The following is a 26076-nucleotide window of genomic DNA, read 5'->3' as shown; positions in this document are numbered from 1 at the left end:
AAGGAGAATGCCCCATGGCTTACGACATCCGACTGGTCAAACTCATCAACGGCGAAACCGTCCTGGGCAAATGGGACGAAGCCGCCAATAAGCTTACCGAAATCGCGCTGCTCCAGACCATTCCCTCCCAGCAGGGCGTGCAGATGATGCTTCTGCCCTTCGGCTACCCCTTCGAAACCGAGATCGGGGGCGAGATCGACGGCGCGCATATTCTCTACCAGTTCAAGAAGTTCCCCGACGAGCTCCAGACCCGCTATCTGGAGGCCACGAGCAATCTGACCCTGTCCACCACCGGCGACCTCAAGAATTTGTCGTCCCTGGCTGGCAAGGGCGGCAACATCTCGAATCTGCTCAAGAAATAAGTTGTTTGTCCGCGCCGCCGCCTAAGGGTTCTTCCCGGCGGCGGCGCGTCCTTTTTCCTGGCCGTCTGGCCACGACCCCCCGGCCTTTTGCCGGCCGGAGACCATCCATGCGCGAGCTCGTTTCCCGTATCCAAAAGCCCACCCAGTACCTCGGCGGCGAATGGGGCCGCACGGCCAAGGACTCGTCCACCGTGCGCGCCCGCCTGGCTCTGGCCTTCCCGGATTTCTACGAAGTCGGCATGTCCTATGTCGGCGGGCGCATCCTGTATGAAGCCGTCAATCGGGTCGAGGGACTGGCCGCCGAGCGCGTCTTTGCCCCGGCCGACGATGCCGTGACCGTCATGCGCGAGACGGGAACCAGGCTTGCCACCCTGGAGTCCGACACGCCCCTTGCCGCCTGCGACGTGGTGGCTTTTCACCTGACCCATGAGCTGTGCTACACCAGCGTGCTCCACCTGCTCGATCTGGCCGGCATTCCTTTTCGCAGCGCCCAGCGGGCCGGGCAGGGCGGCTGGCCCCTGGTGGTAGCCGGCGGCGGCTGCGCCTTTAACGCCGAGCCCATGGCCCCATTTTTCGACGTCATGGTCCTTGGCGACGGCGAAAAGGCCATCGTCGATCTGCTCGAAGCCGTAGCCGACGCCCGGGAGAGCGGGGCAGACCGCCGCCAGCTCCTGGAGACCCTGGCCGCCATGCCCGGCTTTTACGTGCCGGAATTTTTCGAGTTTGACCCCGAAACCGGGGTGCGAAGCCTGTTGCCCGGCTACGAGCGGGTGGACAAGGCCATCGTGGCCGACCTGGACACGGCACCGTTTCCGGCCTGCCAGGTGGTGCCCTTTGCCCAGGCTGTCCACGACCGGCTCTCGGTGGAGATCGCCCGGGGCTGCACCCGCGGCTGCCGCTTCTGCCATGCCGGCATGGTCTACCGTCCGGTGCGCGAACGCAGCCTCTCCACCCTCGAGGGCCTGGTCGGCGAGGGCCTTTGTCGCACCGGCTACGAGGAACTGTCCTTCCTGTCGCTTTCCACCGGCGACTTCTCGGCCCTGGAAAGCCTTTTCGCCCAGAGCATCGACCGCTGCCGCCGCGAGCAGGTGGCCGTGTCCTTGCCGTCGCTGCGGGCCGGCACCCTGTCCGGGTCCATCCTCGACATGATGGCCGGCATCCGCCGCACCGGAGCCACCATGGCTCCGGAAGCCGCCACCCAGCGCTTGCGCGACGTCATCAACAAGGGCATCACCGAAGACGACATCCTCTCCCATGCCGCCCGGCTGTTTGAACACGGCTGGCAGCAGGTGAAGCTCTATTTCATGATCGGGCTGCCCACGGAAACCGAGGAAGACGTCCAGGGCATTTTCGAGCTGGCCAAAAAGGTGCTGGCCCAGGCCCCCAAGGGGACCAAGCGCCTCCAGGTCACGGCCGCCATCTCGCCCTTCGTGCCCAAGCCCCACACACCCTTTCAGTGGCATGGCCAGATCAACCTGGAGCAGATTCGCTGCCGGGTGGGCTATCTGCGCGACCTTTTTTCCAGCGACCGCCGGCTGACCCTGCGCTGGCACGAGCCGGAGATGAGCTTTCTGGAAGGCGTGTTCTCCCGGGCCGGCCGGGAGCTGGCTCCCCTGGTCGAGGCCGGCTGGCAAAAAGGCGCGCTTTTTTGCTCCTGGGTGGACCGCTTTTCCCTGGCCCCGTGGCTGGAGATTTTCGCCGAGGCCGGGCTTGACCCGGCCGACTGGCTGGCCGAGCGCCCGGTGGACAAGCCGCTGCCCTGGGACCATCTGTCCTGCGGCGTGTCGCCGGCCTATTTGCGTCTGGAGCGCAAACGGGCGCTGTCCGGCACGGTGACGGCCGATTGCCGTTTCGGCGACTGCACCGGTTGCGGCGTGTGCAACGACGCCGGCCGCAAGAGTCCCCTGACCGCCGAAACGGCCATCAAGCCCCGTCTCAACCGTCCGGCCCTGGAGCGCGAGGCCGTGGCCGCGCCGCCGGCCCCGCCCCGGGAGGACCTCACCCGCAAGGCCGCCCATTTTCGGGTCTGGTACGCCAAGGAAGGCAGCGCCATCTACTTAAGCCAGCTGGAGCTTGGCCGGGTCATCGAACGCTCCCTGCGCCGGGCCGGCCTCAAGCCGAGCTTCTCGGCCGGCTACCATCCGCTGCCCCAGATTTCCTTTGGCCGGGCCTTGCCTGTTGGCGTGTCCAGCCGGGCCGAGTGGATGGGGATTTTTTTGCGCGAACCCATTGCGCCCGAGGAATTCGCCGCGCGCCTCAACCCCAATCTGCCCGAGGGCTTGACCGTGGTCGGGGTGGAGGAGCTGACCGGCGGGCGCAAGGTGGCCCATCCGGTGGTCGAAACCTTTGAGCTGACCGTGTCGGACGACCAGGCTGAGGCCTGCCGCCAGGGTTTTGCAGCTTTCGAGGCGGCCGCCGCCTTCCCTGTGACCTGGGAATCCAAGAAAGGGCCGCGCACCCTGGACGCCAAGACCGTGGTGCGGGGCGTGCAGCCGGCCGGCCCGGGCTGCGTGCGCTTTTCCTGCGATTTTTCCGAGACCTATTTAAGCCCTCTGCGGCTGGTCGAAGCGGTCTGTCCCGGGCTTGTCCGGGGGCGCTACGACTTGCAAAAGACCACCGTATCCTTTGCCGACGGCGGTGTTTTTCCCCTTTCGTGAAGCTTTTTTAAGTTCCCTTTCCTGCCAAAAGCCCGCACCTTGCAGTGTCGCGCCCGCCCCGTCCCGGGGCGGGCGGCTGCACGAAGGAGTTTTATCCCATGCGTTGGCGCAGCGTTTCCGTCCTTGTCGCTTTCCTTGTGACCTTGTCCACGGCCGCCTTCGCGGCCGAAGCCCCCAAGGTGGCCAGGCTCCAAAACGGGCTTACCGTCATGACCATCGAGGACGACCGGTTCCCCTTGGTCTCGGTGCGGCTTTTCGTCCATGCCGGTTCGGCCTATGAGACGCCCAAGCAGGCGGGGTTAAGCCATCTGCTCGAGCACATGGTGTTTAAGTCCACGGAAAAACGGCCGGCCGGCCAGGTGGCCTCGGACATCGAAGGCGCGGGCGGGGAACTCAACGCTGCCACGAGCTTTGACAGCACTATTTATCGGGTCGATCTGCCGGCCGAGCGCTGGCGGTTGGGCCTGGATGTGGTCAAGGACATGATCTTTGGGGCCAAGTTCGATCCGTCGGAACTGGACGGCGAAAAGCAGGTGGTGCTCTCCGAGATCGCCCGTGGCCGCGACGACCCGGACAGCCGCCTGTTTCAGCTGACCCAGGGCCTGGTCTGGCCGGGGCAGGGCTACGGCCGGCCGGTCATCGGCTATCCCGAGACGGTTTCGGGCTTTACCGACCAGGACCTGCGTGACTACGTGGCCGAGCGCTACCAGCCCCAGTCCATGCTGCTGGTGGTGGCCGGCAAGGTGCGCGCCGACGAGGTGCTCCTGGAAGCCGGGGCGCTTTTCGGTGACCTGCGAAACGACCGGAGCGTGACCCCGCCGGCCCTGTATGCCGCGCCTGCGACGCTCACGAAATCGGTGGCGGTGGAATACGGCCAGTGGGGCAAGGTGCGGCTCCAGGTCGCCTTCCCCATGCCGGCCCTGCGCAGCGCTGACGAGGCCGCCCTGGACGTGCTCTCGGGACTGCTGGCCGGCGACGAGACCAGCCGGCTCTACCGCGCCTTCAAGTACGACAAGCAGCTCGTGGACGACATTTCCTGCGCCGCCATGACCCTGGAGCGTTCCGGGCTGTTCCTTATCGACGCCACCCTAGACGCCAAGAACGTCGCCGCCTTCTGGCAGGGACTTATGGCCGATCTGGCCAAGCTCTCTGGCGCGGCCTTTAGCGACAAGGAAATTGAGCGAGTCAAGCGCAACGCCGAGGACGGTCTTTTCGGAGCCAAGGAGACCCTTGCCGGCCTGGCCATGAAGGCCGGCTACTTCCAGTTTTACGGTTACGAGCCGGGCGGCGAGGCCAACTACCTGCGCGCGGTGCAGTTCGTTGACCGCAAGAGCCTCGACGCCGTCATTACCGCCACCTTCCGTCCCGAGCGGTTGACCGTGGCCGCCCTGGTCCCCAAGGCCGATGAAGCCGTGGTCACCGTCGCCGGCCTGGAAGAAACGGCCGGACGCATCTGGCCCAAGGCCAAGACGGCTGAGGCCGCCCCCGTCGCCGCCGCCGACAAGTCCGGCGCGGAAGTCGTGTCACTGGGCCAGGGCCGCACCCTGGTCCTGCTGCCCGATACGACCCTGCCCTATGTCTCCATCTCCATGGTCTATAACGGCGGCGACGCCCTTTTAGCCAAGGACCGGCAAGGGCTGGCGGAGCTGGCTTCGAGCAGCCTGACCAGCGGCACGGCCAAGCGCTCGGCCAACGCCGTGGAAGACTTCCTGGCCGACCGTTCGGCCTCGATCTCGGCCGCCTCGGGTCGCGATTCCTTCTCGGTCGGGGCGCGTTTCCCCAGCCGCTTCCAGACCGACCTGTACGGCCTTTTCGCCGAGGTGCTGACCACCCCGGCCTTTGCCCCGGCTGAGATTGCCCGGGACGTCAAAGACCAGCTCGCCGCCATCAAGGCCAAGGAAGACGAGCCCATGGGCCTGGCCTTCCGGCGCATCTTCCCGTTTTTGTTCGGTGATTCCCCTTACGGCTACATGCGCCTTGGCCAGGCCGCTGCCGTGGCCAAGTTCACGCCCAAGGACGTGGCCGGCTTCTGGAAGGACCAGCAGGCCATGCCCTGGGTCATGGCCGTTTGCGGCGATTTTGACGCCGCCGCCGTGCGTCGGCTGGCCGAAACCCTGGCCAAGGCCGCCGGGCCGGCCAAGCCCTTCGCCTTCCCCGTGCCGGCCTGGGGCCAGACCAAGGACGGCGCGGCCACGCTCACCGAGCGCAACCAGGAACATCTGTTCATGATCTTCCCGGTACCCGGCAGCGATTCCCCGGAAACGCCGGCCCTGACGCTCTTAAACGAAACCCTGGCCGGCCAATCCGGCTTGCTCTTCACCCGGCTTCGCGACGGCGAAAACCTTGGCTACTCCGTCACCTCCTTCCTGTGGCAGTCGCCCCAGGCCGGGTTCCTGGCCTTTTACATCGGCACGTCCCCGGACAAGGCCGAAGCGGCCCGGACCGGCTTTACCGAGGTGGCGCAGCAGCTGGGCTCCACGCCGCTGCCTGATGAACTCATGCTTCGCGCCAAAAACGTCATGGCCGGCGACTACTACCGCGAACGCCAGAGCCTCAAGGCTCGCAGCAACGAAGCGGCCAACTCTCTGGCCCGGGGCTGGCCCCTGGACCGCGAGCGCCAGCAAGTCGAGGCGGCCCAGCAGGTCTCGGCCGAAACGCTTAAGGAACTGGCCGGAAAGTATCTTTTGCCGGAAAAGGCCTACCTCTACCGCGTCAAGCCCTGAGGCAACGCTGTAAACGGTGCAAAACCTCGGGAAAGCCCCTGCCGGCGACTGTCGGCAGGGGCTTTTTTGCTGGCTATTGCCTGGCGATTAAGTCACTAAACGGGAAAAGGAGACAGGCGTATGATGCAATGCCGAGGACTTTCCACGCCCTTGCAGGTGGCCTTTGGCAACGGCCAATTCACCGGGGTGTGCGACGCCACTCCGGACAAAGGCGGGGCCGGCCAGGGCTTTCGGCCCCACGAGCTGCTGGAGGCGGCCCTGGGCTCCTGCCTGGTCATGGTCATGACCAAGTTCGCGGCCAGCCACGGTATTCCCTTGGCCGGCGTCGCCGTGACCGTGACCCTCGACCGTTCGGACCCGGAAACGGCGGCCTACGCCTGCGCCATCACCCTCGAAGGCGATCTGACGGACGACGACCGCCGCCGCATCCTGCGCGCTGCCCGAAGCTGCCCGGTGCGCCGGACGCTCGGCTGCAAGGCGGTGGTGACCGACGCCCTGGCCTGACGCGTATTATGACGCTTCGTGATGCATGGCCGGGGAAGCGATAGCAACAAACGATTGGTGAACCGCCTGCCGCCTGTGGCATAAGGCACGGTCCCTGGTGAATTGGTGATCGTGAATCCTATTGCCCTTGTTGGGAGGTCTCATGCGTTTGCGTTTTGCCTGTGCCCTGGTGTTGCTTGTCGCCTTGTCCACTCCGGCCCTGGCCGAAACGGTGCGCGGTGGCACCGTCACCTACACGATCGACGTCCAGGCTGAGGCCGGCGCCAAGAATGTGCGGTTGTGGCTGCCGTATCCCCTGTCCGACGCCAACCAGGACATCGGCGACGTGCGCCTTGGGGGCAACTTCGAGCAGTCCGGCGTCTACCGCGATCCGGCCAGCGGCGGGGTCTCGCTCTACGCCGAGTGGAAAGAACCCAAGGAACAGCCCAAGTTGACGCTGTCGTTTCATGTCGACTCCCATTACGCCAAGCTGCCCCGGCTTGTGGACAACGGCGGCCCCATTCCGGCCGAGGTCGTGCCCTATCTCAAGCAAGTGGGCCTTTCGCCCCAGGAGGAGAAGTCCTTTGCCGCCATGGCCAAGGAAGCGACCAAGGGGCGCAAGGACACGCTGGCCAAGGCGCGCGGCGTTTACGAATGGGTCATTGCCCACACCTACCGCGACAACGACGTGGTGGGCTGCGGCCTGGGCCAGCCGGGCCGCACGCTGTCCAGCTGCAACGGCGGCGGCAAATGCGCCGACATCAGCTCCGTCTTTGTTGCCGTGGCCCGGGCCGCCGGCATCCCCTGCCGCGACGTTTACGGCCTGCGCATGGCCGCCCCCAAGACCGGAGCCATCACGGGCGACTATCACTGTTGGGTGGAATTCTATCTGCCGGGCACGGGCTGGGTTCCGGTCGATCCCGCTGATGTGCGCAAGATGATGCTGGTCAACAAGCTGGAACTCAAGGACGCCAAACAGTGGGTGGAGTTTTTCTGGGGCGGGGACGACCTGTTCCGCATCGCCCTGGAACGCGGGACCACTGATGTGACCCTGGCTCCCAAGCAGGCCGGCCCCCCGCTGACCTACTACATGTACCCCTTTGCCCAGGTTGACGGCCGCACTCTGGATTTCTTCAGCCCCAAGACCTTTACCTACACGGTTGACTTCAAGGCCGACTAACGTCGCATCCCTGCATCCCTGAAGCCGGGGCCGTATGGTTTAAGGGAACTTCTTCGTTTTCGCGCGGCTCCAGCGAAACGGCTCCTGTCCGTTTCAAGGATGCCGCACGAAACCCGCTTATCCCCTCACGGCCGCGTCGTGCCTGGGCGCGGCCGTTGCCAAGGAGGTACTCCATGCCGACCAGACGCATGGTTTTGCGCCAGGGTCTTGGCGCTTGCCTGGCCGCTGCCGTCCTGCCGGCGACAGGCCTGGCCGCCGAGGTGCCGACCCCCGACTACGCCATGATCATTGATCTTGGCCGCTGCAATGGCTGCCTGTCCTGCGTGGTGACCTGCCAGGAGGCTAACGACGCCATGCCTGGGGGCTTTCCCACGAAGATTGAGGAGACCGAGGACGCCTCCGGTGCCTTTGCCGTGCTGCGCTTCCTGCCGATCCTGTGCAACCAGTGCCGCGAAGCGCCGTGCCTGGCGGTCTGCCCCAACGGCGCGGTGCGCCGTGAGGCCGACGGCATCGTGGTCACGGACCCCAAGCGCTGCACCGGCGCGGGGGCCTGCGTGACCGCCTGCCCTTACGGCATGCGGTTTATCGACAGCCGCACCGGCAAGGTCGACAAATGCGATTTCTGCCGGGAACGTCTGGCCAAGGGGCATGTCCCGGCCTGCGTTGAGGCCTGTCCTACCGGGGCCAGGTCATTTGGCGACCGCAACAGCCCGGCTGGGCTGTTTGCCGACCAGCTAGCCGCCGGCGGCTTGCAGCCGCACAGGCCCGAGCTTGGGCTCGAAGGGGCCGTGCTGTACCGGCCGGGCAAACGCAAGGAGGCGTCATGACGCGCGAGGAGAATAACGGTCAGGGCGCACTGAACCGTCGCCAGTTCCTGCGCCGGGTCGGCCAGGGCGCGGCCGTGGCCGCCGCCGGGACGATCCTTGGCGACGCCGCTTCGGCCCAGGCCGGGGCGGCTCCCCCGGCCGGCGACGAGACCCGGGTGGTTCATTCCGTGTGCCTGGCCTGCAACGCCGTGTGCGGTGTGCGCGGCGAGGTGCGCGGCGGCCGGCTGCAACGGGTTTCGGGCAATCCCTACCATCCCTACAACATGGCCTTTGCCCCCATCGACCAGGACACGCCGGCGGCGGATTCCCTGGCCGTGCCGAGCCCGGTGTGCGGCAAGTGCCACGACACGGTCAACCATACCCAAAGCCCCTATCGCCTCGTGCGTCCGCTCAAGCGCTGCGGCCCACGCGGCTCGGGGCAGTTCGAACCCATCGAATGGGATCGGCTGGTGGCCGAAATCGCCGAGGGCGGCCGCCACTTCGCCCATATCGGCGAGGAGCGTCAGGTTCCGGGCATCAAGGAGCTGTTGAGCGATGACCCCATTGATCCGGCCGCGCCGGAGCTGGGCAGCCGCCGTAATGGCCTGGTCTTCGTCACCGGCCGTCTGCAGACCGGCCGCCAGCAGTTCATCGACCGCTTCGTCAAGGGCGCGGTGGGCTCCGCCAACCGCATCGGCCATACCGACATCTGCGGCCTGGGCTTTCGCATGGGCAATTTCGCCCTGACCCATGGCAAGGAGATCGAGCTCAAGGCCGATCCGCTCTCGGCCGCCTACATCCTGGTCTTCGGGGCCAATGTCTACGAGGCCCTGCAACCCGGCATCAACACCTACGGCGCGCTCATGGCCCGCAGGCAGGCCGAGGGCAGCCTGCGCTTCGCGGTCATTGATCCCCGGGCCACCCGGGCCGCCGTTCACGCCGACGCCTGGCTGCCGGTGCGTCCCGGCCGGGACGGGGCCCTGGCCCTGGGTCTGGCCCGGACCCTGCTGGACGAAAACCTGTGCAACCTGCGGTATCTGAGCGCTCCCTCGGCCAAGGAGGCCCGGCAGCGGGGATTTGGTTCCTGCACCAACGCGCCCTGTCTGGTCATCGTCGATCCCAGGCATCCGGAAAACGGCCGCATGTTGCGCCTCAAGGACATTGATCCGTCCAAGGGCGGTCAGGCGGGCGAAACGCTCATGGTCCTTGACGCCGCCGGCCGGGTGGTCGCGGCCGAGGCCACGGGCGAGGCCGTGCTGGAGGGCAAGGCCGTGGCTACCGACTATTTCGGCAACGCCTGGCAGGTCGAAACCGCCTTTACCATGTTACGGGCCGGCATCGAGGCCCACTCCGTGGAGACCTACGCCGCCGAGGCCGGAGTGGACGCGGCTGAGCTGCGCCGGGTGGCCCGGGACTTCGCCGCCGCCGGCACCCGCGGCGCGGTGACCCAGTACCACGGGGCCGGCAACTACATCTGCGGCGTCCACGCGGCCTATGCCGTGGCCCTGCTCTCGGCCCTGGTCGGGAGCCCGGACATGCGCGGCGGCTATCTCAAGGGCGGCGGCGGGGCCGGGGACTGCGAGACAGGGCTCTACAATCTCAAGGAATTCCCGGGCCAGCGCAAACCCGGCGGCGCGGCGATTTCCCGCGAGAAATTCGCCTATGAAAAAACCAGCGAGTACAAGAAGAAAAAAGCCGCTGGAGCCAATCCCTATCCGGCCAGACTGCCCTGGTTTCCCTTTTCCGCCGGCGGCCTGTCCAACGAGGCTCTCATCGGCCTGGACGCCGGCTACCCCTACAAGGCCCAGGTGCTTTTCACCTATCTCTACAATGGCGTCTATTCCGCCCCGGGGGGCTCGCGCTTCAAGGAAACGCTCCTTGATCCAGGGCGCACGCCCTTGCACGTGTCCCTCGACACGGCCATCAACGAGACCAACATCTACGCCGACTACATCGTGCCCGACCTGTGCTACCCCGAAGGCCACCATGGCTGGCTCACGCCCCATGCCCCGGCCCTGCGGTTCACGGCAGTGCGCACGCCCATGATGGAGCCGCTGACCGGCCGGACCGCCGATGGCCGGCCGTTTGGCACGGAAACCTTGCTCATTGATCTGGCGCTGCGCTTGAACCTGCCCGGCTTCGGCGACGCCGCCATTCCCGGCGCCGACGGCGCGTCCCATCCGTTGCGCACGGCCGAGGACTTCTATCTGCGCGCCTTCGCCAACCTGGCCCACAACACCAAGGCCAAGCCGGCCACCGACGCCGACGTGGCCTTTGTGGAGGGCAACTATCCGATAGCCGACCACCAGGGCCTGCTGTCAAACGACCAGTGGTGGGCCGTTTGCCGCATCCTGGCTCGGGGCGGGGTTTTTAGGCCTTACGAGGACATGTTCGAGGGAGAGCGTTTCACGCGCGGCATCGAGCGCTACATGGTCTATAACGAGACCCTGGCCCGAACCAAGGATTCCATGACCGGCCGGCGGTTGCCGGGCACGCCTGTCTGGATGCCGCCCCAAACCGGGGACGGCGCGGACCTGGCCGATACCGACCGCGACTATCCGCTGACCCTTGTCACCTACAAGCGCCATCTGCACACCCAGTCGCGCTCGCTGTGGTATTCCCGGGCCATAGCCATCGTGCCGGACAACGCCGTGGAGATGCATCCCGACGATGCTGCCGGGCTGGGCTTGGCCCAGGGCGACCGGGTCCGCCTGGCCTCGGCCTCCAATCCCGACGGCGTGTCCGGCCGGCTGCACCTCACGCGCATGGTGCGTCCCGGCTGCGTGGCGGTGTCCTTTCATTTCGGCCACACCCAGTTCGGCGGCACGGCCCTGGCCGTCAAGGATGCCGCCTCGGTCTTCCTGGGCGGAACCGCCGTCGCCGACGGCGACCGGCTCGTACCCAGGCAAGCCTACCGGGCCGGCATCAATCCCAACGACGTGGCCCGGCTCGATCCGACCCTGGGCAATACGCCGCTGACCGACGCCGTGGCCGGCATCCCGGATTTCAGCAGCACCCGGGTGCGGGTGACCAAGGAGACAGTCTAAACGGAGACAGCTTCAAGGCTAAGACGAGACAACGGGGTCGCGACGCGGCCCCGTTTGGCGGTGGGCAAACTATTGGCGCAGTTTGTCGGCGGTGATCATGCGCACCAGGATGACGATGAGGCAGGCGGTGAACACGCCCAGCGACAGATAACCGAAAAAGGCTTCCGAAGCGGCCAAAAGGCGCAACTGGGCCGTGGGGACGCAGTCGGCGCAGCCGGTGTTGGTGAACTGCGACACGCTGAAATACAGGCAATCGCGGAAGGATTCCGTCGGTTTGCCGTTACACAGGATCTGGAAGGCCATGAACGTGCGGGCGTAGCCGGCGATGACGCAGGCGGCGTAGACCGGCAGCGCCGCAGCCAGGATCACCAAGCTGCGGAAGAGCACCAGCGACAGCAGGATGAGCGTGGGGAAGGTGACGGAAAAGGCGAAGGCCAGAAAGATGATCTGGTCGGGAGACGGGGATTTGGCCTGGCTGATGTAGACCAGATAGCCCAGAAACGGCAGCGAGACCGTAAGCCCGATTAGGCCCAAAACGGAGCGCAGGCTCATGGCGTGGTTCCGAAACCGGCCGCAGGACTCCCGGAGGGAGCCTGCGGCCGGCGGTCATGGCGGTGGGCCGTGCAAGGGTTCATGCGGCGGTCTGGTTCTGTAGCGTCAGGCGGCCAGGCCAGGGCCTAGGCCCGCACCATGAGGGCGTTGACCAGGCGCATGAGCAGATCCGGCCGGTTGTGCAGGTCGGAATTTTGCAGATAGACGCGGCGCTGGTGGAAACGGTCCTTGAGGGTTTCCAGGTAGCGGTCGCGGTTTTCCACCCGGGAGGGGTCGTAGAGCGCGGCGTAGCCGGGCAGGAGCTTTTCCACGCTGTCGGCCTTGGGCAGCTGGGCGCCGGGCAGCAGATCCCAGTCCTCCCACTCCAGACGCTCCAGCAGCAGGGCGGTTTGCAGGGTCAACGAGCTTTGCAGCGGAATCTTCTGCAGCTCGCGATCAGAAGTCTTCCAGAAGCCCACGGAATTGAACGTGTAGCCCACGGCTCCGGCCTCGAAGACCTTGACGAAGGCTTCCACGTCCTTCCACAGCTCATACACCCGGAAGGGGTTGGCGAAAGGCTCGAAGACGAGCTTTTTGAGCTCCTCCTCGCTGACGTTTTCCGCCAGATTGCGTCGGGTCATGAGCGAAGCGCCCATGGCCACGGCCAGATGCTTGTCGGTGAAGCGCACCACCGGCGGCAGGCAGGTGTCCTTCATGAGCCAGACCATGAGGTTGGGGAAGGAGCAGCGGTTGACGTAGGCCCCGAGCAGGTCGCGGTCAATAAGCGCCCGGCCGTTGGGGTTGCGCACGTCCTGGCCCAGGGGCAACACCTTGCCATCGACCTCGGTCAGGCCCAGGTTCATGGTGGAGATCATGTAGCGCCAGTCGGGATGGCCCGTGGGGCGCGAATCGGTCTTGTCGAACAGGGTCGGTTCCCAGACGCGGCAGACCTTGTTCTCGCAGTCGATCTGGAAGGCGTCGTCGTGGAGCACCACCTTGGAGAACCCGGCCGGCAGGGTGCCGCCGTTGTCGTGGGAGTTGGTGTGCGACGACTTGCCCGTGCCGGACAGGCCGAAAAAGGCGATGGAGCGCTTGCCCATGTCCTGGGCCTTGGCGTCGGCGCAGCCGGAAAAGTCGATTTCCTTGATGCCGCCGTGGCAGGCGGCCAGGCCCAGGCGCATGCCCGAGGTCCAGGCCAGGGTCAGCGTGCCTTTCTTGCGTTCGCCGAAGTAACGCATCCCGAGGTTGAAGATGACGTTGGCGTCTTCGTCGACCAGGGCCAGCTGGGAGCCGCCGGCATTGTGGTAATACGGGTCGGTGGTGGTCCATTGGTTGAAGCCGACCACCAAGATGTCGGGAATGGGCAGTTTGGGGCTTTTGGCGTAGGCCTCGGTCAGCTCTTCATAGGGCGTGAAATTGGCCAGCCAGTTGAAGATGTTGACCGCGTCGTCCTCGGTGCCGACGATGGTGGCCTTGATCATGAGGTCGGTGTCGAGGCCGAGAATCGCTTCGGCCTTGATCAGCGGATAGCGCTGCATGGCGTAGACGGCTTCGCGCAGGTCGGACTCGACCTTGCGCCGCTCCACGGCCTCCATGCGGGTGTAGAAGCGCCGGGCCAGGGCCGTGCGGCCGACGATGCGGCCGTGGCAGTTGTTGAGCACGGTGGCCCCTTCGGGCAGGCCCAGGCGCTTGGCCGCCGCCGGGTAGATCGGCAGATCGGTGTCCATGACGTCGTGCTGACGCTTGGCCAGCTCATAGGCCTCGGCGGCCGTGACCTTGCGGACGCGTTTGTCCAGGCAAAGGGTCTGGGCGATGGAGCGTAGCGGCGGCATTTTGGTCATGTCGTCGCGGTAGTAATCGTGACTGGCGAGGCTTGCCATGAACCCTCCTGTGGGGCGGTGAAGTGACGTCAGTTTCTACGCGTTTGCCGGGAGTGGGTAAACCGTTTTTGTGTTCTGTCAGCCGCGTCGTCCCGGAGTGAAGCGTTTGGGATCGATGGCGTATTTTTTGACCTTGTAGTTGACCACGCGGTAGCTTTCGCGCAGGTCCCGGGCAGCCTGGTACATGTTGCCGCGCGCCTTCTTGAGGGCTTCGACAAGCAGTTCCTGCTCGAACTTGGCCACGGCCTCGCCAAAGGACAGCGAGGGTTCGGTGCCGGAAGATTCGCCGGTCTGCAAGGTGGGGGGCAGATGGTAGGTGCGCACCACGGCTTCGTCGCAAAGAGTGGCGGCGCGCTCCATGCAGTTGGCCAGTTCGCGGACGTTTCCCGGCCAGTGGTACTGGCTTAAGAGATCAATGGCCGGCGTGGAGATGCGGCGCACGCTCTTGCCGGTGCGCTGGGAAAAGTCTTCCAGGAAATGTTCGGCCAGGGGCAGGATGTCGCCCATGCGGTCGCGCAGCGGCGGCACGTAGAGCGGAAACACGCCCAGGCCGTAGAAGAGGTCTTCGAGGAAGTCGCCCTGGGCCATGGCGTCTTCCAGGGAGGCGGTGCTGGCGGCCAGCACCCGGGCGTCCACGGCCACCGGCGTGTCGCTGCCGATGCGGGCCACGGCCCCTTCCTGGATGACCTGGAGCACCCGGGACTGGGCCTCCAGGGACAGTTCCTCGATGTCGTCGAGAAAGACCACGCCGCCCTGGGCCAGCTCGAAAAGCCCGCGCTTGGAGCGGGTGGACTTGGAACGCTCGCCCTTTTGGACGCCAAAAAGCGTTTCCATGACCGCCTCGGGCGGCATTTCGCCGCAGCCCAGGCGCAGAAACGGCCGGTGGCGGCGGTTGCCCTGGCTGTGGAGCCAGCGGGCCAGGCATTCCTTGCCCGTGCCTTCCTCGCCGCGCAGGAACACCGGATCGCCGGAATCGGCGGCCTGGGAAATCTGGCGCAGGACCAGGCGAATGCTCTTGGACACGGCCACGGGCTGGGCCGGAGCCGCCTCGGGCGCGGGGTCCTCGGCGGCGATGCCGACGGGCTGGACAGCGGCGGCCACGGAACGCCGGGACAGGTCGAGCTCGTCGCGCAAGCGCAGGGCGGCGTTGCCGAGGATGCCGCCGACCACGGCCAGAAATTCGCGGTGTGCCTCCAAAAAGACCATGGGGGCCTTGGGCAGATCGACGCTGAGCGCCCCGATGACGTCGGACGGGCCGACAGGGGCAAAGCCTTCCACATGGCCGTCGGGCATGGGCACGGTGACGGGCACGCAGATGTGGGACAGGTTGGAGAGCTCCTCGGGCGGCCGGCCGATGAAGTCGGGATGGTCCTTGACGTCCTGGAGGATGAGCGAGCGGCGCGAGCCGATGACCTGGCCCATGGTGATGGGGGCCGGGCCGTAGAGATGGTCCAGGCCCTGCTGGCGGCCGTGGGACAGCACGATGCGCGCCCCCGGCTGGGGCAGATCGTGGAGCTCCAGGCAGGCCCGGCGATAGCCCAGGGCCTCGACCAGCACGGCCAGGGCGTTTTCCAGGCCGCGCCGCACCGCCCGGCCGGGGCCGGTCAGCGCCACGATGCGCGACAGCGCGCCGTAAAACGCCGGTCCAGCCCCGTCGAAAGACGTCAAGGAATCGATCACGCCGCCTGGCCCGCCTTGGCGGCCTCGGCCCCCAGGGCCAAAGCCTTGAGGTTCACGTCCACCAGCTTGGGTTTCAGGTACTTCTCAATGGAGCGGGTGAGATCGGCCACGCTAAACGGCAGCGCGCCGCAGGCCGCCGCCGCGCCTAAAAGCACGGTGTTGGCGGCCTTGGCCGTGCCGGCCTGTTCGGCCAGGCTGATGCAGGGGACCAGCACCACCTGGGCGGCAAAGCCCTTGGCGGTTTCCAGCACGGCCTCAAGGGGCGGATAGCACTCCCGGCCCAGGCACACGCCCACGGGCTGGAGGGCTTCGCTGTTGCCGACGACAAAGCCGCCGCGTTTAAGCATCGGCAGGGCGCGCAGGGTTTCCAACAGTTCGAAGCCCAGGATCACGTCAGCCTCGCCCGGGGCGATGATGGCGCTTTTGTAGCCGCCCACAAGCAGGGTGGACTCGACTACGCCGCCGCGCTGGGCCATGCCGTGGATCTCGCCCGAGGTGACGGGCAAGCCGGCGTCCAGGGCGGTGCGGGCAAGAAGGGTGGTGGCGGTCAAGGTTCCCTGGCCGCCGACGCCGGTGAAAAAGATGCGGGCGCGGGTCATTTCGCCTCCTTCTTGCCGGGCTTGAGGTCCGGTGAGAGCTGGACGCAGAACATGCAGCCGTCGCACTGTTCGGCGTTGATGGTAAACTGGCCGTCCACCATGGCAAAGGCCGGGCAGGCCAGATTGTCGCGCACGGTCAGGCAGGCGGCGGGATCGCCGGCCACCCGGGCGGGCAGGGTCTTTTTGGCCTGTCCCACGCGCCGGGCATGGATGGGGCAGGGGTATTCGGCCACCAGCACGCGCGGGCCGGTCTGCTTGGACAGCTCGGTCAGGGCGGCCAGGGTCGCCTTGTGGTTGAGGGGATTGACCTTGACCGGCTCCACGCCGCAGGCCCGGATCAGGGCCATGAGGTCCACAGGGTTGGGGTTTTCGCCGAAGATGGTGGTGTCCACGCCCGGGTTGGGCTGATGGCCGGTCATGGCCGTGGTCCGGTTGTCAAGGATGACGATGAGCACGTCGTGCTTGTAGGCCACGGCGTCGATGAGCCCGGTGATGCCGGAGTGGAAGAAGGTCGAGTCGCCGATAAAGGCCACCACCGGCTTGCCCGAGGCCCGGGCGAATCCGGCCCCGGTGGAGATGGACGAACCCATGCACAACAGGAAGTCGGCGGCCCGGAAAGGCGGCAAAAAGCCCAGGGTGTAGCAGCCGATGTCCGAGGAATAGACGGCGGTGTCACCGTAAACCTCGCGCACGGCGTAGTAGGCGGCCCGGTGGGGGCAGCCGGCGCAGAGGTTGGGCGGACGCCGGGGCAGGTCGCCCGGCACGGTGAGCGCATCGACCACGGCGGCGGGCTGCCCGACGAAGGCACGCACGGCCTGGCGGACGTTGGCCGTGGAGAACTCGCCCAGGCGGGGCAGGTGTTCGCTTTTACCGAGGATTTCGACCTCGATGCCGCGCGTTTGGGCCAGGGCTCGGATCTCGTTTTCGAGCACCGGTTCGAGTTCCTCGACGATGAGCACCTTTTTGCAGGCGGCCAGGAATGCGGCGATGCGGTTTTCCGGCAAGGGGTAGGTCATGCCGAGTTCGAGCAGGCGCACCTTGCCGACAAGCCCTTCTTCTTCCAGGACGTCGGAGAGATAGTTGCGCGAAACGCCCGAGCTGATGAAACCCAGTTCCCCAGCGCCGGATTCGACGTTGTAGGGCGAGGCGTCGGCCTCGGCGACCAGGCCGTCGAGGATGGCCCGCAGGCGTTTGTGCATGACCCGGGCCGAGGCCGGCAGGGGCACGTACTTGGCCGGATCCTTGACAAAGGGCTTTTCATAAGGCGTGGCCGGCAGGTCGCCGGTGACCACCGGGCCGCGCACGTGGTTGACCCGGGTGGTGGTGCGCAGGAGCACCGGCGTTTCAAGCTTGCGCGAAAGGAGCATGGCGTCGCGGGCCATGTCCTTGCATTCCTGGGCCGTGGCCGGCTCGAAGCAGGGCAGGCCGCCCAGGCGGGCGTAAATGCGGTTGTCCTGCTCGTTTTGCGAGGAATGGCAGCCCGGATCGTCGGCGGACAGCAGCACCAGCCCGCCCGGGGCCGAGACGTAGGCCAGGGTCATGAGCGGATCGGCGGCCACGTTGACGCCGACGTGCTTCATGGTGCACAGGCTCGGCAAACCGGCCAGGGTCGCGCCGCCGGCCACTTCCAGGGCCACTTTCTCGTTGACGGAGTATTCGAAGTAATAGGGCGCGCCCTGGCTCAAGCGGAAAAAGGTGTCCGGCGCCTCGGACGAAGGCGTGCCCGGGTAGCAGGTCACAAAGCGCACGCCGCCTTCCAGGGTTCCCCGGACGATGGCTTCGTTGCCGAGCAGCAGCAGGGTGTCGCCGCCCTCGGTCTTGAGAAGTTCCTTGCCCACGCGTCAATCCTCCACACATGAAAGGGACGCCGCCGTCGGCGTCCGCGCTCCCTTTTTTGGGGGAGAGGCAAAGCGTTACGGTCGCGGCCGTGATCGGCCGCGTTCGGACTATCCGTTGGTCTTGGCCGCGCCGGCGGTCTTGCCCTTGAGGTCGGCGATGCGGGCGTCGATGAAGCTGGCGTTTTGCACGTTGCCGTCGGCCTTCATGCGCTCATAGGCGGCCAGGGCTTTTTGCCACTGGCCGGCGGCCTCGGCCGTGACGGCGAGCTGGCGGTCGATGGTCATGGCAAAGATCTTGGGGGCCTTGGCGGCCAGGGATTCCAGCACGTCCACGGCCTTGGCGTCCTGGCCGGCGCGCGACAGGGCGGCGGCTTCACCGAGGCCGGCGATGGTCTTCATGCCGGACGGGGCGGATTTGGCCACGGCCTCGAAGGCGCTGGCGGCCTTGGTAAAATCGCCCAGGCCCTGGGCGGTCTTGGCCAGTTCGAGGTAGATGCCGGCCTTGGCTCCCTCAGGAGCGGACTTGGCCAGGGTTTCCAGGGCGGCGACACGGTCCGCGCCGGCCTTGGTGGTGATGATTTCGCCCAGGGCGGCCTCGGCCTTTTCGACCTGGCCCTTTTGATAGACGCCAAACAGCGCGTAGCCGCCGGCGGCCACGAGGACGATGGCGGCGGCGGCCAGGGAATGCCGCCAGTACTGGACAGGCAGGCGCAGCGCGGCGGGAATGTCGGACGGTTTGGCCGAGCCGTGTTGCGAAGCGGGAGAATCAGTCATGGAAACGCCTCCAAAGCGCGTACGAGTTTCGCGAAAAGGAGGTCAATTAAGCACAAAGGGCCGGGAGTGTCAAAAGGCGCGGGGCCTCAAACGGGCCGGTTGGCCGGCTTTTCGACGGTCAATGGCCGCTTGGGGCGAACGGGCTAGGCCGGGGCGGCGGACAGGGCGGCAAAGGCCGCCCCCACGAGTCCGGCCTCGGCCGAGGCTTCCTCGACGAGGATGCGCCCGACCGTGGCCGGGACCAGGGGCCGGCCGGCGGCAAAGGCGGCGTAGCCGTCGCTTAAGGCGGCAAACGCCGGCCCGTCCAGACGGTTGGCCTGGGAACCCATGACCATGATCGCGCCAAGGGGGCGGTGGGCGTGGATTTCGGCGGCCAGCATGGCCAGGTGCGCGCCGAGGATTCGATAGATGCCGGCGGCTTCCCGGGCGGCCTCGGGGTCGTCGCCTGTAAGCCGGCTGTGGAAAAAGGGGATGGCGTCCTCGATGCCCAGGCCATAGCGAGTCAAAAGCCCGAGTTCATGGGCGGCGGCGGCCAGGCCGTAATGGGAGAGCGGGTGGCGCGGGGTGGAGAACAGCGGCCCGCCCGGCCGTGAGGGAACGGCCCGGATGGCCAGCCAGCCGTATTCGTCAAATCCTGGCGGGCTGTTCCCGTCGCCGTCCAGGCAGTGGACGCAGGGGCAGGCCCCCAGGCGCAGGGTCAGCAGATGGCCGTCGCCCGCCGCCGCCTTGCCGTCGGCAAAGTGAAAGGCAAAAAGGGCCTGGGCACGGCCGTCGTTGACCAGGACCGCCGGCCGGCCCGGAAAAGCCCGGGAGGCCGCATCGGGGATGGCTGTGGCCGTGCGCTCGAGCTCCCATGGGGAGCAGGCGGCGAACAGTCCGAATTGGGCCACCGGCAGCGGCCGACCGTCCATGACCGTGGCGGCCAGGCTTACCCCCACAGCCTCGACGTCGTCGGCCGCCTGGCCCAGATCGGACCGCATGGTGGCCAGGATGTCGGCTATTTCCGCCGTGAGACAGCAGCGCGTCAAGTCGTGGCAAGTTTCCCGGCGAAACAGGCGCTCCACGGCGCAGCCGCCGTCCTGGGTGAGGCGAATAAGTCCCCAGCTCGTCAGGTGTTGGCCGATGTTGACGGCCAGCGCCAGCCCCGGCCGTGCCTGCCCGGGCTTTGACCCGCCTGTCGCGCCGCCGTGTTCTCGGGCTTCGGGCAGGGAACCATCGGTCTGGCACGCGTCGATGGACAGGTCGCGGCCAAAGGCCGACTGCACAAGTCCATGGAGGAAATACAGGGACATGTTGGAAAAATCGTCAAGCCGGGTGAAGAGATTGTGGCGTACGGCGTCCAGCAATCCGGCATCGTGGCGGTTCCTGGAGAGAATTTCGACGCCGTGGGCTCCGGCGAGAGACAGCACGTTGTTGAGTCTGGCCGAGAGGTGCAGTTCGGCGATCCGGCGGGCGCGCGGGGTGCCCAGGTCCGGCAGCAGCCAGCGTTCCACCACGTCCGGGAAGGGCGAGCGTTTGAACACCAGGGCCACGGGCGCGGCCTGGGTCGGGTCAAGATCGGCGAAGGCCTGGGACCAGTCCACGAGATAGGGGGAGACGGCCTGTTCGGCGGCGAACAGGTCGCGGCAGGGATCGCACAGCATGGAAACCGCCTGATCCGTCCCGGCGGCCATGGAAGGACCGGGGCCGAACCATGGCCCGGACATCGCCGGCGGCCGCCCGAAGCGGGTGATGCCGGAAGTGTCCGTCGGGAAGGACAGGCGGTTACGGGGCATGGGGCAGCAACACGTCGCGCGTCGTAAAAAAGTGCACGGACGTGGCCGGCCAGGAGGCCAAGGCGGCCTCAGGCGGCGGTTTTCTGACCGAGCTTGCGCTCAATGAGCGCCTTGGCCCGCATGGCCAGCTGGCTGACGTCGGGCTTGGAAATCTGGTCGTCGGCCCCCACGGCCTCTCCCTTGTGACGCAGCTTGTCGGTAATAAGCGAGGAGAACAGGATCACCGGCAACTCGCGCAGGACCGGATCGTCCTTGATGCGCTTGGTGAGGTTGTGGCCGTCCATGGCCGGCATCTCGATGTCGGCCACCATGCAGTGGACAAAGTTGGAAAGGGGCTGGTGTTCGGCCTCGGACTTCTCCTTGATCTGACTGAGGAGTTCCCAGGCCTCGCGGCCGTTCTGCACGGCCGTAACGTCGAAGCCGGCCTTGTTGAGCAGGTCTTTTAACATCTCGCGCACCAGCACCGAGTCGTCGGCGACCAGGGCCCGATAGCGGCTGGACGAGTTCCATTCGATGCTCATGTCCAGGCGTAGCCCCAGGCTCGGGTTGAGGTCGGCCACGATTTTTTCCAGATCCAGAAGAAAAACGATGCGGTCTTCCAGCTTGACCACGCCGGTGATGGAATCGCCGCTCATCTTGGAAACGTAGCGGTTGGGCGGCTCCACCGACTCCCAACTCATGCGGTGGATGCGGGTGACGCCGGAGACCAGAAACGAGGACGTGACGTTGTTGAATTCGGTGACAATGACCTTGGGCGAGGCCGTGTCCTGGCGCTGCTTGTCGAGCCAGATGCTGAGGTCCACCAGGGGGATGATGTGGTTTCGCAGATTGAACGCGCCCATGACGCTTGGGTGGGACACCTCGGGCATGGCCGTGACCTTGGGCAGCCGGATGATCTCCAGCACCTTGGCCACGTTGACGCCGTAATAGCCCCGGTAGTGGCCCGACGTTTCGGGAGCGTCGGCAGTAAACGAGGAGGCCGTGGGCTCGTCGATGAAAAACTCCACGATCTCCAGCTCGTTGGTGCCGGCTTCCAGGAGAATGTTGGTCTGGGCCATGAGGTTCTCCGCGGTTGAGGCCGCGCCGGACAGGGGCGGGGCGGCGTTTGTCGGCCGGTCGGCCGCCAGGGGCGGACGACCGGCATGAGGCTAATAGGATTCCAGCACCTGCTGGACACGGTCAATTATTTTCTTCGGCGTTGACGCGCCGGCTGTCAAGCCGATTGTGGCGTAGCCCGTGAACATCCCGGGTGAAAGTTCGTCGGCGGTTTCGATATGGACGCTCGGCGTTCCGGCACTGCGGGCCACCTGGGCCAGGCGTCGGGTGTTGCCGGAGTCGCGCCCGCCGACCACCACCAGGAAGTCCACGGCGGCGGCCAGATCCATGGCCTCCTGCTGGCGGTTCATGGTGGCGTTGCAGATGGTGGACAACACCGTCAAGCCCGCGCCGAAGCGGTTTCGCAGATAATCCCGGATGCGCAGGAATTCCTGCTCGTCCTGGGTGGTCTGGGCGGCCAGGAAATAGGTGGGGCCGTGGGGCAGGTCGAGCTTTTCGAGTTCTTCCATGTCGCCGAAAACGTGGGCGCCGGCCGTGGCGTAGCTTAAAAGCCCCTTGACCTCGGGATGGTCCTCTTCGCCGAAAAGGAGCAAGGTCCGCCCCTGTTTGGCCTGGGCCTGGATGAGGGTCTGGGCCTTTTTGACCTTGGGACAGGTGGCGTCCACGATCTCGGCTCCCCGGTCGGCGATGGCCCGGCGCACGGGGTCGGGGATGCCGTGGGCGCGAATGACCACGGTGGTCCCGGGGGCGATGGCGGCCGGGTCGTTGACCACGCCTACGCCCTTGGCGGCGTAGTCTTCGAGCACCTGCGGATTGTGGATGATGGGGCCGAAGGTGACGATGGCTTTGGCCGGGGCGTCCTTGGCCGGGGCGTCGATGAGGGCGGCGAGTTTTTTCAGGGCCAGATCGACGCCCATGCAGAATCCGGCGGTCTGGGCGCGAAGGAGTTTCATGCGGCTTCTCCGGCGGCTTGGGGCGAGGCGGCGGCTAGGGCCTCGGCCTCGCTTATGATGTCGGACAGTTCGTTCCAGGACTGCACCCGGCACAATCGGTCGCGCAGCGCCCGGCAGCCGGGCAGGTCGCGCAGGTAGCGGGGCACGGCCGTGCGCATGCGCAAAAGCGCCTGGCGGTCGTCGGCATATTCCCGGCACAGGGCGGCATGACGGCGGATGACGTCGCACACCGACGGGACTTCTCGGGGCGTGGTCTGGCCTTCGTTGGCAAAAAGGGCGGCATGGCGGGCGAAAACGCGGGGATCGGCCAAAGCTCCCCGGGCGTACATGACGCCTTGCGCGCCGGTTTGGGCCAGGACCGCGCGGCCATCTGCGGCGGTCATGAGGTCGCCGCTGGCGATGACGGGCAGGGTTGAGGCGGCGACGAATTCCCCCAGGGCCTGCCGGTCGGCCGTGCCGGCAAATCCCTGGCTGGCGTGGCGCGGGTGCAGGGCCAGCCAGGCCGCGCCGGCTTCGGCCAGGCGTATGGCCAGTTCCAGATCGACCCGGGCCGGAGGCTTGGGCCCCAGGCGCAGCTTGACCCCGACCCGGCCAGGCCCCACGGCCCGGACCATGGCCCTGGCGCAGGCGACGAGCCGGTCCGGGTCGCCAAGCAGGGCCGCGCCGGCGCCGGTCTTGACCACCTTGCGCACCGAGCAGCCGCAGTTGAGGTCGAAATACGTGTAACCGGCCTCGGCCAGGGCGACGGCGGCGCGTTCCAGGTAGTCCGGCTCGGCCCCAAAAAGCTGCACCACCAGAGGGCTGTCGGCCGGGCAGGTGTCAAGCAGGCGCTTGGTGTTGCGCGAATCGTAAAAAAGGCCCTTGGCGCTGACCATTTCCGTTACCGCCACCGCCGCGCCGAGTTCCCGGCTCAGCAGCCGAAAGGGCAGATCGGAAAAACCGGCCAGGGGGGCCAGCCAGGGCGCGTCGGGAGCGATGGGAGGATGGGATATGCCGAAAGGATGGGACATAGGGGATACGCAATTCCTCGGCGGTCTATAGCCCAAGGCCGGCACGGGGGCAATGGCCGCTCGCGGTTGGTCCAGGCAGGCGTATCGCCTGTAGCGGGCGGTCCATGGCTGACGCTCTGTCGACATTGTCCAAGCAGGTGATTGCTGGACGGCGCAATGGGCCGCGCGTACGACGCCGGCCCGGGTAGTCTTAGGGGTTTTGGCTGTTAAGCCCCACGGAAAATGAGCTTTTCCGAATTGCCTTGCCCAGCGCATGAAGCTGTCTTACACTAGATAATCTCGAATCGTCCGAGGCGACATGTCGCGGCCTCGGCTGTCACACCGTCAACGTGCAAAATACTGCACTCAACTGTATTGGAGTTGCATGGCAAATCATCCTCTAACCACTTCCCGGCCGTTGCCCCTGCTGGAGCAGGCCTTGGCCCCGTTTCGCCGTTTCAGCCATGTCCAGGCCTCGGGCGGCATCGTGCTTATCGCCTGTACCATGATTGCCCTGGTCTGGGCCAATTCGCCCCTGGCCCCGGGCTATTTCGCCCTGTGGGAAACGCCCGTGACCGTGGGCTTTGGCGACCACGTCCTGTCCAAGACCCTGCTGCACTGGATCAACGACGGGCTCATGGCCGTGTTTTTTTTCATGGTCGGCCTGGAAATCAAGCGCGAAATCCTGGTCGGCGAACTCAATTCGCCGGCCCAGGCCATTCTGCCCGTGGCGGCGGCCGTGGGCGGCATGGTCGTGCCGGCTTTGTTCTATGCCCTTTTCAACCAAGGGTTGCCGACCATGGCCGGCTGGGGCGTGCCCATGGCCACGGACATTGCCTTTGCCCTGGGCATCTTGTCGCTTCTGGGCAATCGCGTGCCGGTTTCGCTCAAGGTCTTCCTGGCGGCCGTGGCCATCGTTGACGACATCGGCGCGGTGCTGGTCATCGCGATCTTTTATTCCGGCGATATTTCGCTCATTTCCCTGGCCGTCGGCGGAGCCATGTTCCTGGCCATGCTCGGTCTCAACATGGCTGGGGCGCGCCATCCGGCCGTTTACGGCATCTGCGGCGCGATCTTGTGGCTGGCCTTTCTCAAATCCGGCGTCCACGCCACCGTGGCCGGGGTGTTGGCGGCCATGACCATCCCGGCGCGCACCCGCATTTCGGCCGGGGCGTTCCTGCACAAGGCCCGCCGGCTCCTCGACTGCTTTGCCGCGTCCATGGAGCCGGGTCAGGCCCTCTTGGCCAACAAGACCATGCAGGGGACCCTTGAAAACCTGGAAAGCGCCTGCCTGCGGGCCAGCGCGCCCCTGCCGCGCCTGGAGCACGCCCTGCACCCCTTTGTCGCCTACGGCATCATGCCGCTGTTCGCCCTGGCCAACGCCGGAGTGCCGCTCTTTGGCCAGGCCGGGCAGTCCCTGGCCGAGCCGGTGTCCCTGGGCATCTTCCTGGGGCTTTTCATTGGCAAGCAGCTCGGCATCTTCCTGACCTGCCTGGGGCTGTTCCGCCTGGGGCTGGCGGCCATGCCGGAGGGGATGCGGCTTTCCCACTATTACGGGGCCTCGGTGTTGGCCGGCATCGGGTTTACCATGTCGATCTTCATCGCCGGCCTGGCCTTTGGCGACGGCGCGGCCGCCGGCGAGCAGGCCAAGGTGTCCATCCTCGTGGCCTCGACCCTGGCCGGCGTCTACGGTTTTGCCGTGTTGCGGCGCGGCGAAGCAGTGGATGATCCGTCCTGTCGGGAACATGACGACGACGAAACAGTCTGCCCAGGGTCAGCCCCGGGCTGTCCCGGGAGCGGCGGACGCCATTGAGGGCGCGTCGCCTCGTTGTGGGGCGTCCTGACGGGAGCGACGGGAGCCGGAAGCAAAATCGCCGTCAAGGGCGCGCCGTTTGTTCGGGGCGTAAGCGTCTCGGGAACGCGACGCGGCGTTTGGCCGCCATACGGCGGCCGGAGGGGTGGGCTGGGAAGCCGCCCTAAACGGCCAGCCCCGGCCGCAGCCAGGAGCACTGGCGCACGCCGGAAAGCCCCTTGAAGCAGCTGCCGGCCCGGATGCCGGCCAGGGCCGCCTCGGGGTCGGGCACGTCGCAGCCGGCCAGGACGTCAATGCCGCAGCGCATGAGGCCCGGGGCAAAGGGCGTGGTGGGGCCGAGCATGATGACCACGGCGTCGTCCCGGCAGGCGGAAAGCAGCCCGGCCAGGCTGCCGTTTAGCAGGGTGGTGCCGGTGACGGCCACCATGTCGGCCCGGGGCAGGATCTCGCCGGCCATCTCGGCCGGCAAGTCGCCCGGTCGCGGCCGTTTTTCCAAGACCCACAGCGAACGGCAGGCTTCGCGCAGACTGGCCGTGAAGGGAAAGTGCCCGACCACGGCCACGTCTTTGCCCCGGCCGAGGGACATGAGCAGGTCCTGCCCCGCGCCGTCGCGGACGTCTTCGGGCAGCGGCAGCAGGGAATTGGCCGCGGCCAGGGCCACCGAGGCCAGATCAGTCTCGGCGGCGGCCGGGTCGGCAAGCAGCCGTAGCGCCTCGTGGACCGTGGCCGGCACGGTCTTGGGCCGGGCCGGGGCCAGCCCCGGGACGATGTGGGAGACCAGCGAGGCCAACCCCAGGCCGCGCGAGGCCACGGCGGCCAGACATGTGCCCATGGTCAGGGACGCGAGGGGCTGGTCGGGCAGGGCGAAGACGTCGTCGGCCACGGCGGCCAGCACCTCGGCCTGGGACAGTTGGCGACGCATGGGCAAGT

Annotated in this window: 19 protein-coding genes; 8 read left to right on the top strand and 11 right to left on the bottom strand. The window is 66.7% G+C overall.

What is annotated here, in order from left to right; translation table 11 throughout:
* The first annotated feature begins 14 nt into the window (after positions 1-14).
* From DMR_RS12820 to DMR_RS12790, 7 genes are all read left to right on the top strand, one after another.
* A complete protein-coding gene (locus DMR_RS12820) occupies positions 15-362 on the top strand; it encodes a hypothetical protein (RefSeq protein ID WP_043600648.1) in 348 nt (115 codons plus the stop codon).
* A 107-nt stretch (positions 363-469) separates the two neighbouring features.
* Positions 470-3019 carry a TIGR03960 family B12-binding radical SAM protein gene (locus tag DMR_RS12815; RefSeq protein WP_015861342.1) on the top strand — a complete coding sequence of 850 codons (2550 nt, stop codon included), beginning with the start codon at positions 470-472 and terminating at the stop codon, positions 3017-3019.
* A gap of 98 nt (positions 3020-3117) precedes the next feature.
* Entirely contained in the window at positions 3118-5742 is a 2625-nt protein-coding gene (locus DMR_RS12810; RefSeq protein WP_015861341.1) for a M16 family metallopeptidase, read from the top strand.
* Positions 5743-5862: 120 nt separating this feature from the next.
* Positions 5863-6246, top strand: coding sequence for an OsmC family protein (locus DMR_RS12805; protein ID WP_015861340.1), 384 nt, complete (start codon positions 5863-5865; stop codon positions 6244-6246).
* A gap of 142 nt (positions 6247-6388) precedes the next feature.
* Positions 6389-7405, top strand: coding sequence for a transglutaminase-like domain-containing protein (locus DMR_RS12800; protein WP_015861339.1), 1017 nt, complete (start codon positions 6389-6391; stop codon positions 7403-7405).
* Positions 7406-7578: 173 nt separating this feature from the next.
* On the top strand, positions 7579-8232 hold the full coding sequence (locus DMR_RS12795) for a 4Fe-4S dicluster domain-containing protein (RefSeq protein ID WP_052278992.1): 654 nt from the start codon (positions 7579-7581) through the stop codon (positions 8230-8232).
* Positions 8229-11258, top strand: a complete 3030-nt coding sequence (locus DMR_RS12790) for a molybdopterin dinucleotide binding domain-containing protein (protein WP_015861337.1) — start codon at positions 8229-8231, stop codon at positions 11256-11258. Before DMR_RS12795 ends, DMR_RS12790 begins: the two co-directional genes overlap by 4 nt.
* Before the next feature lie 69 nt (positions 11259-11327).
* On the opposite strand, the gene DMR_RS12785 is transcribed toward DMR_RS12790, so the two are convergent.
* From DMR_RS12785 to DMR_RS12740, 10 genes are all read right to left on the bottom strand, one after another.
* Positions 11328-11810 carry an ion channel gene (locus tag DMR_RS12785; protein WP_015861336.1) on the bottom strand — a complete coding sequence of 161 codons (483 nt, stop codon included), beginning with the start codon at positions 11808-11810 and terminating at the stop codon, positions 11328-11330.
* A 125-nt stretch (positions 11811-11935) separates the two neighbouring features.
* Positions 11936-13669: a phosphoenolpyruvate carboxykinase (ATP) gene (locus DMR_RS12780; RefSeq protein WP_015861335.1), complete on the bottom strand. Its 1734-nt coding sequence runs from the start codon at positions 13667-13669 to the stop codon at positions 11936-11938.
* 78 nt (positions 13670-13747) lie between these two features.
* On the bottom strand, positions 13748-15349 hold the full coding sequence (locus DMR_RS12775) for a sigma-54-dependent Fis family transcriptional regulator (protein ID WP_015861334.1): 1602 nt from the start codon (positions 15347-15349) through the stop codon (positions 13748-13750).
* On the bottom strand, positions 15346-15948 hold the full coding sequence (locus tag DMR_RS12770) for an indolepyruvate oxidoreductase subunit beta (protein ID WP_015861333.1): 603 nt from the start codon (positions 15946-15948) through the stop codon (positions 15346-15348). Before DMR_RS12770 ends, DMR_RS12775 begins: the two co-directional genes overlap by 4 nt.
* A complete protein-coding gene (gene iorA, locus DMR_RS12765) occupies positions 15945-17786 on the bottom strand; it encodes an indolepyruvate ferredoxin oxidoreductase subunit alpha (RefSeq protein WP_015861332.1) in 1842 nt (613 codons plus the stop codon). Before iorA ends, DMR_RS12770 begins: the two co-directional genes overlap by 4 nt.
* A 108-nt stretch (positions 17787-17894) precedes the next feature.
* Positions 17895-18560, bottom strand: coding sequence for a tetratricopeptide repeat protein (locus DMR_RS12760; RefSeq protein ID WP_015861331.1), 666 nt, complete (start codon positions 18558-18560; stop codon positions 17895-17897).
* Between the two features lie 143 nt (positions 18561-18703).
* On the bottom strand, positions 18704-20335 hold the full coding sequence (locus tag DMR_RS12755) for a hypothetical protein (RefSeq protein ID WP_015861330.1): 1632 nt from the start codon (positions 20333-20335) through the stop codon (positions 18704-18706).
* A 68-nt stretch (positions 20336-20403) separates the two neighbouring features.
* Positions 20404-21393: a chemotaxis protein gene (locus DMR_RS12750; protein WP_015861329.1), complete on the bottom strand. Its 990-nt coding sequence runs from the start codon at positions 21391-21393 to the stop codon at positions 20404-20406.
* Between the two features lie 90 nt (positions 21394-21483).
* A complete protein-coding gene (ispH, locus tag DMR_RS12745; RefSeq protein ID WP_015861328.1) occupies positions 21484-22344 on the bottom strand; it encodes a 4-hydroxy-3-methylbut-2-enyl diphosphate reductase in 861 nt (286 codons plus the stop codon).
* A complete protein-coding gene (locus tag DMR_RS12740) occupies positions 22341-23354 on the bottom strand; it encodes a tRNA dihydrouridine synthase (protein WP_015861327.1) in 1014 nt (337 codons plus the stop codon). The genes ispH and DMR_RS12740 overlap by 4 nt, the downstream gene beginning before the upstream one ends.
* A 364-nt stretch (positions 23355-23718) precedes the next feature.
* On the opposite strand from DMR_RS12740, the gene nhaA reads away from it, so the two are divergent.
* The gene (gene nhaA / locus DMR_RS12735) at positions 23719-25146 is read left to right on the top strand and encodes a Na+/H+ antiporter NhaA (RefSeq protein WP_015861326.1); all 1428 of its coding nucleotides are present in this window, start codon (positions 23719-23721) and stop codon (positions 25144-25146) included.
* A 163-nt stretch (positions 25147-25309) separates the two neighbouring features.
* Here nhaA and DMR_RS12730 read toward each other — a convergent pair whose 3' ends face one another.
* Complete coding sequence (locus tag DMR_RS12730) at positions 25310-26068, bottom strand: Rossmann-like domain-containing protein (RefSeq protein WP_052278991.1); 759 nt, start codon at positions 26066-26068, stop codon at positions 25310-25312.
* Positions 26069-26076: the final 8 nt, after the last annotated feature.

The organism is Solidesulfovibrio magneticus RS-1 (genome assembly GCF_000010665.1).
Classification (GTDB): domain Bacteria; phylum Desulfobacterota; class Desulfovibrionia; order Desulfovibrionales; family Desulfovibrionaceae; genus Solidesulfovibrio; species Solidesulfovibrio magneticus.
The sequence above is the reverse complement of the archived record's forward strand: the minus strand, read 5'-3'. Positions and strand labels throughout refer to the sequence as shown.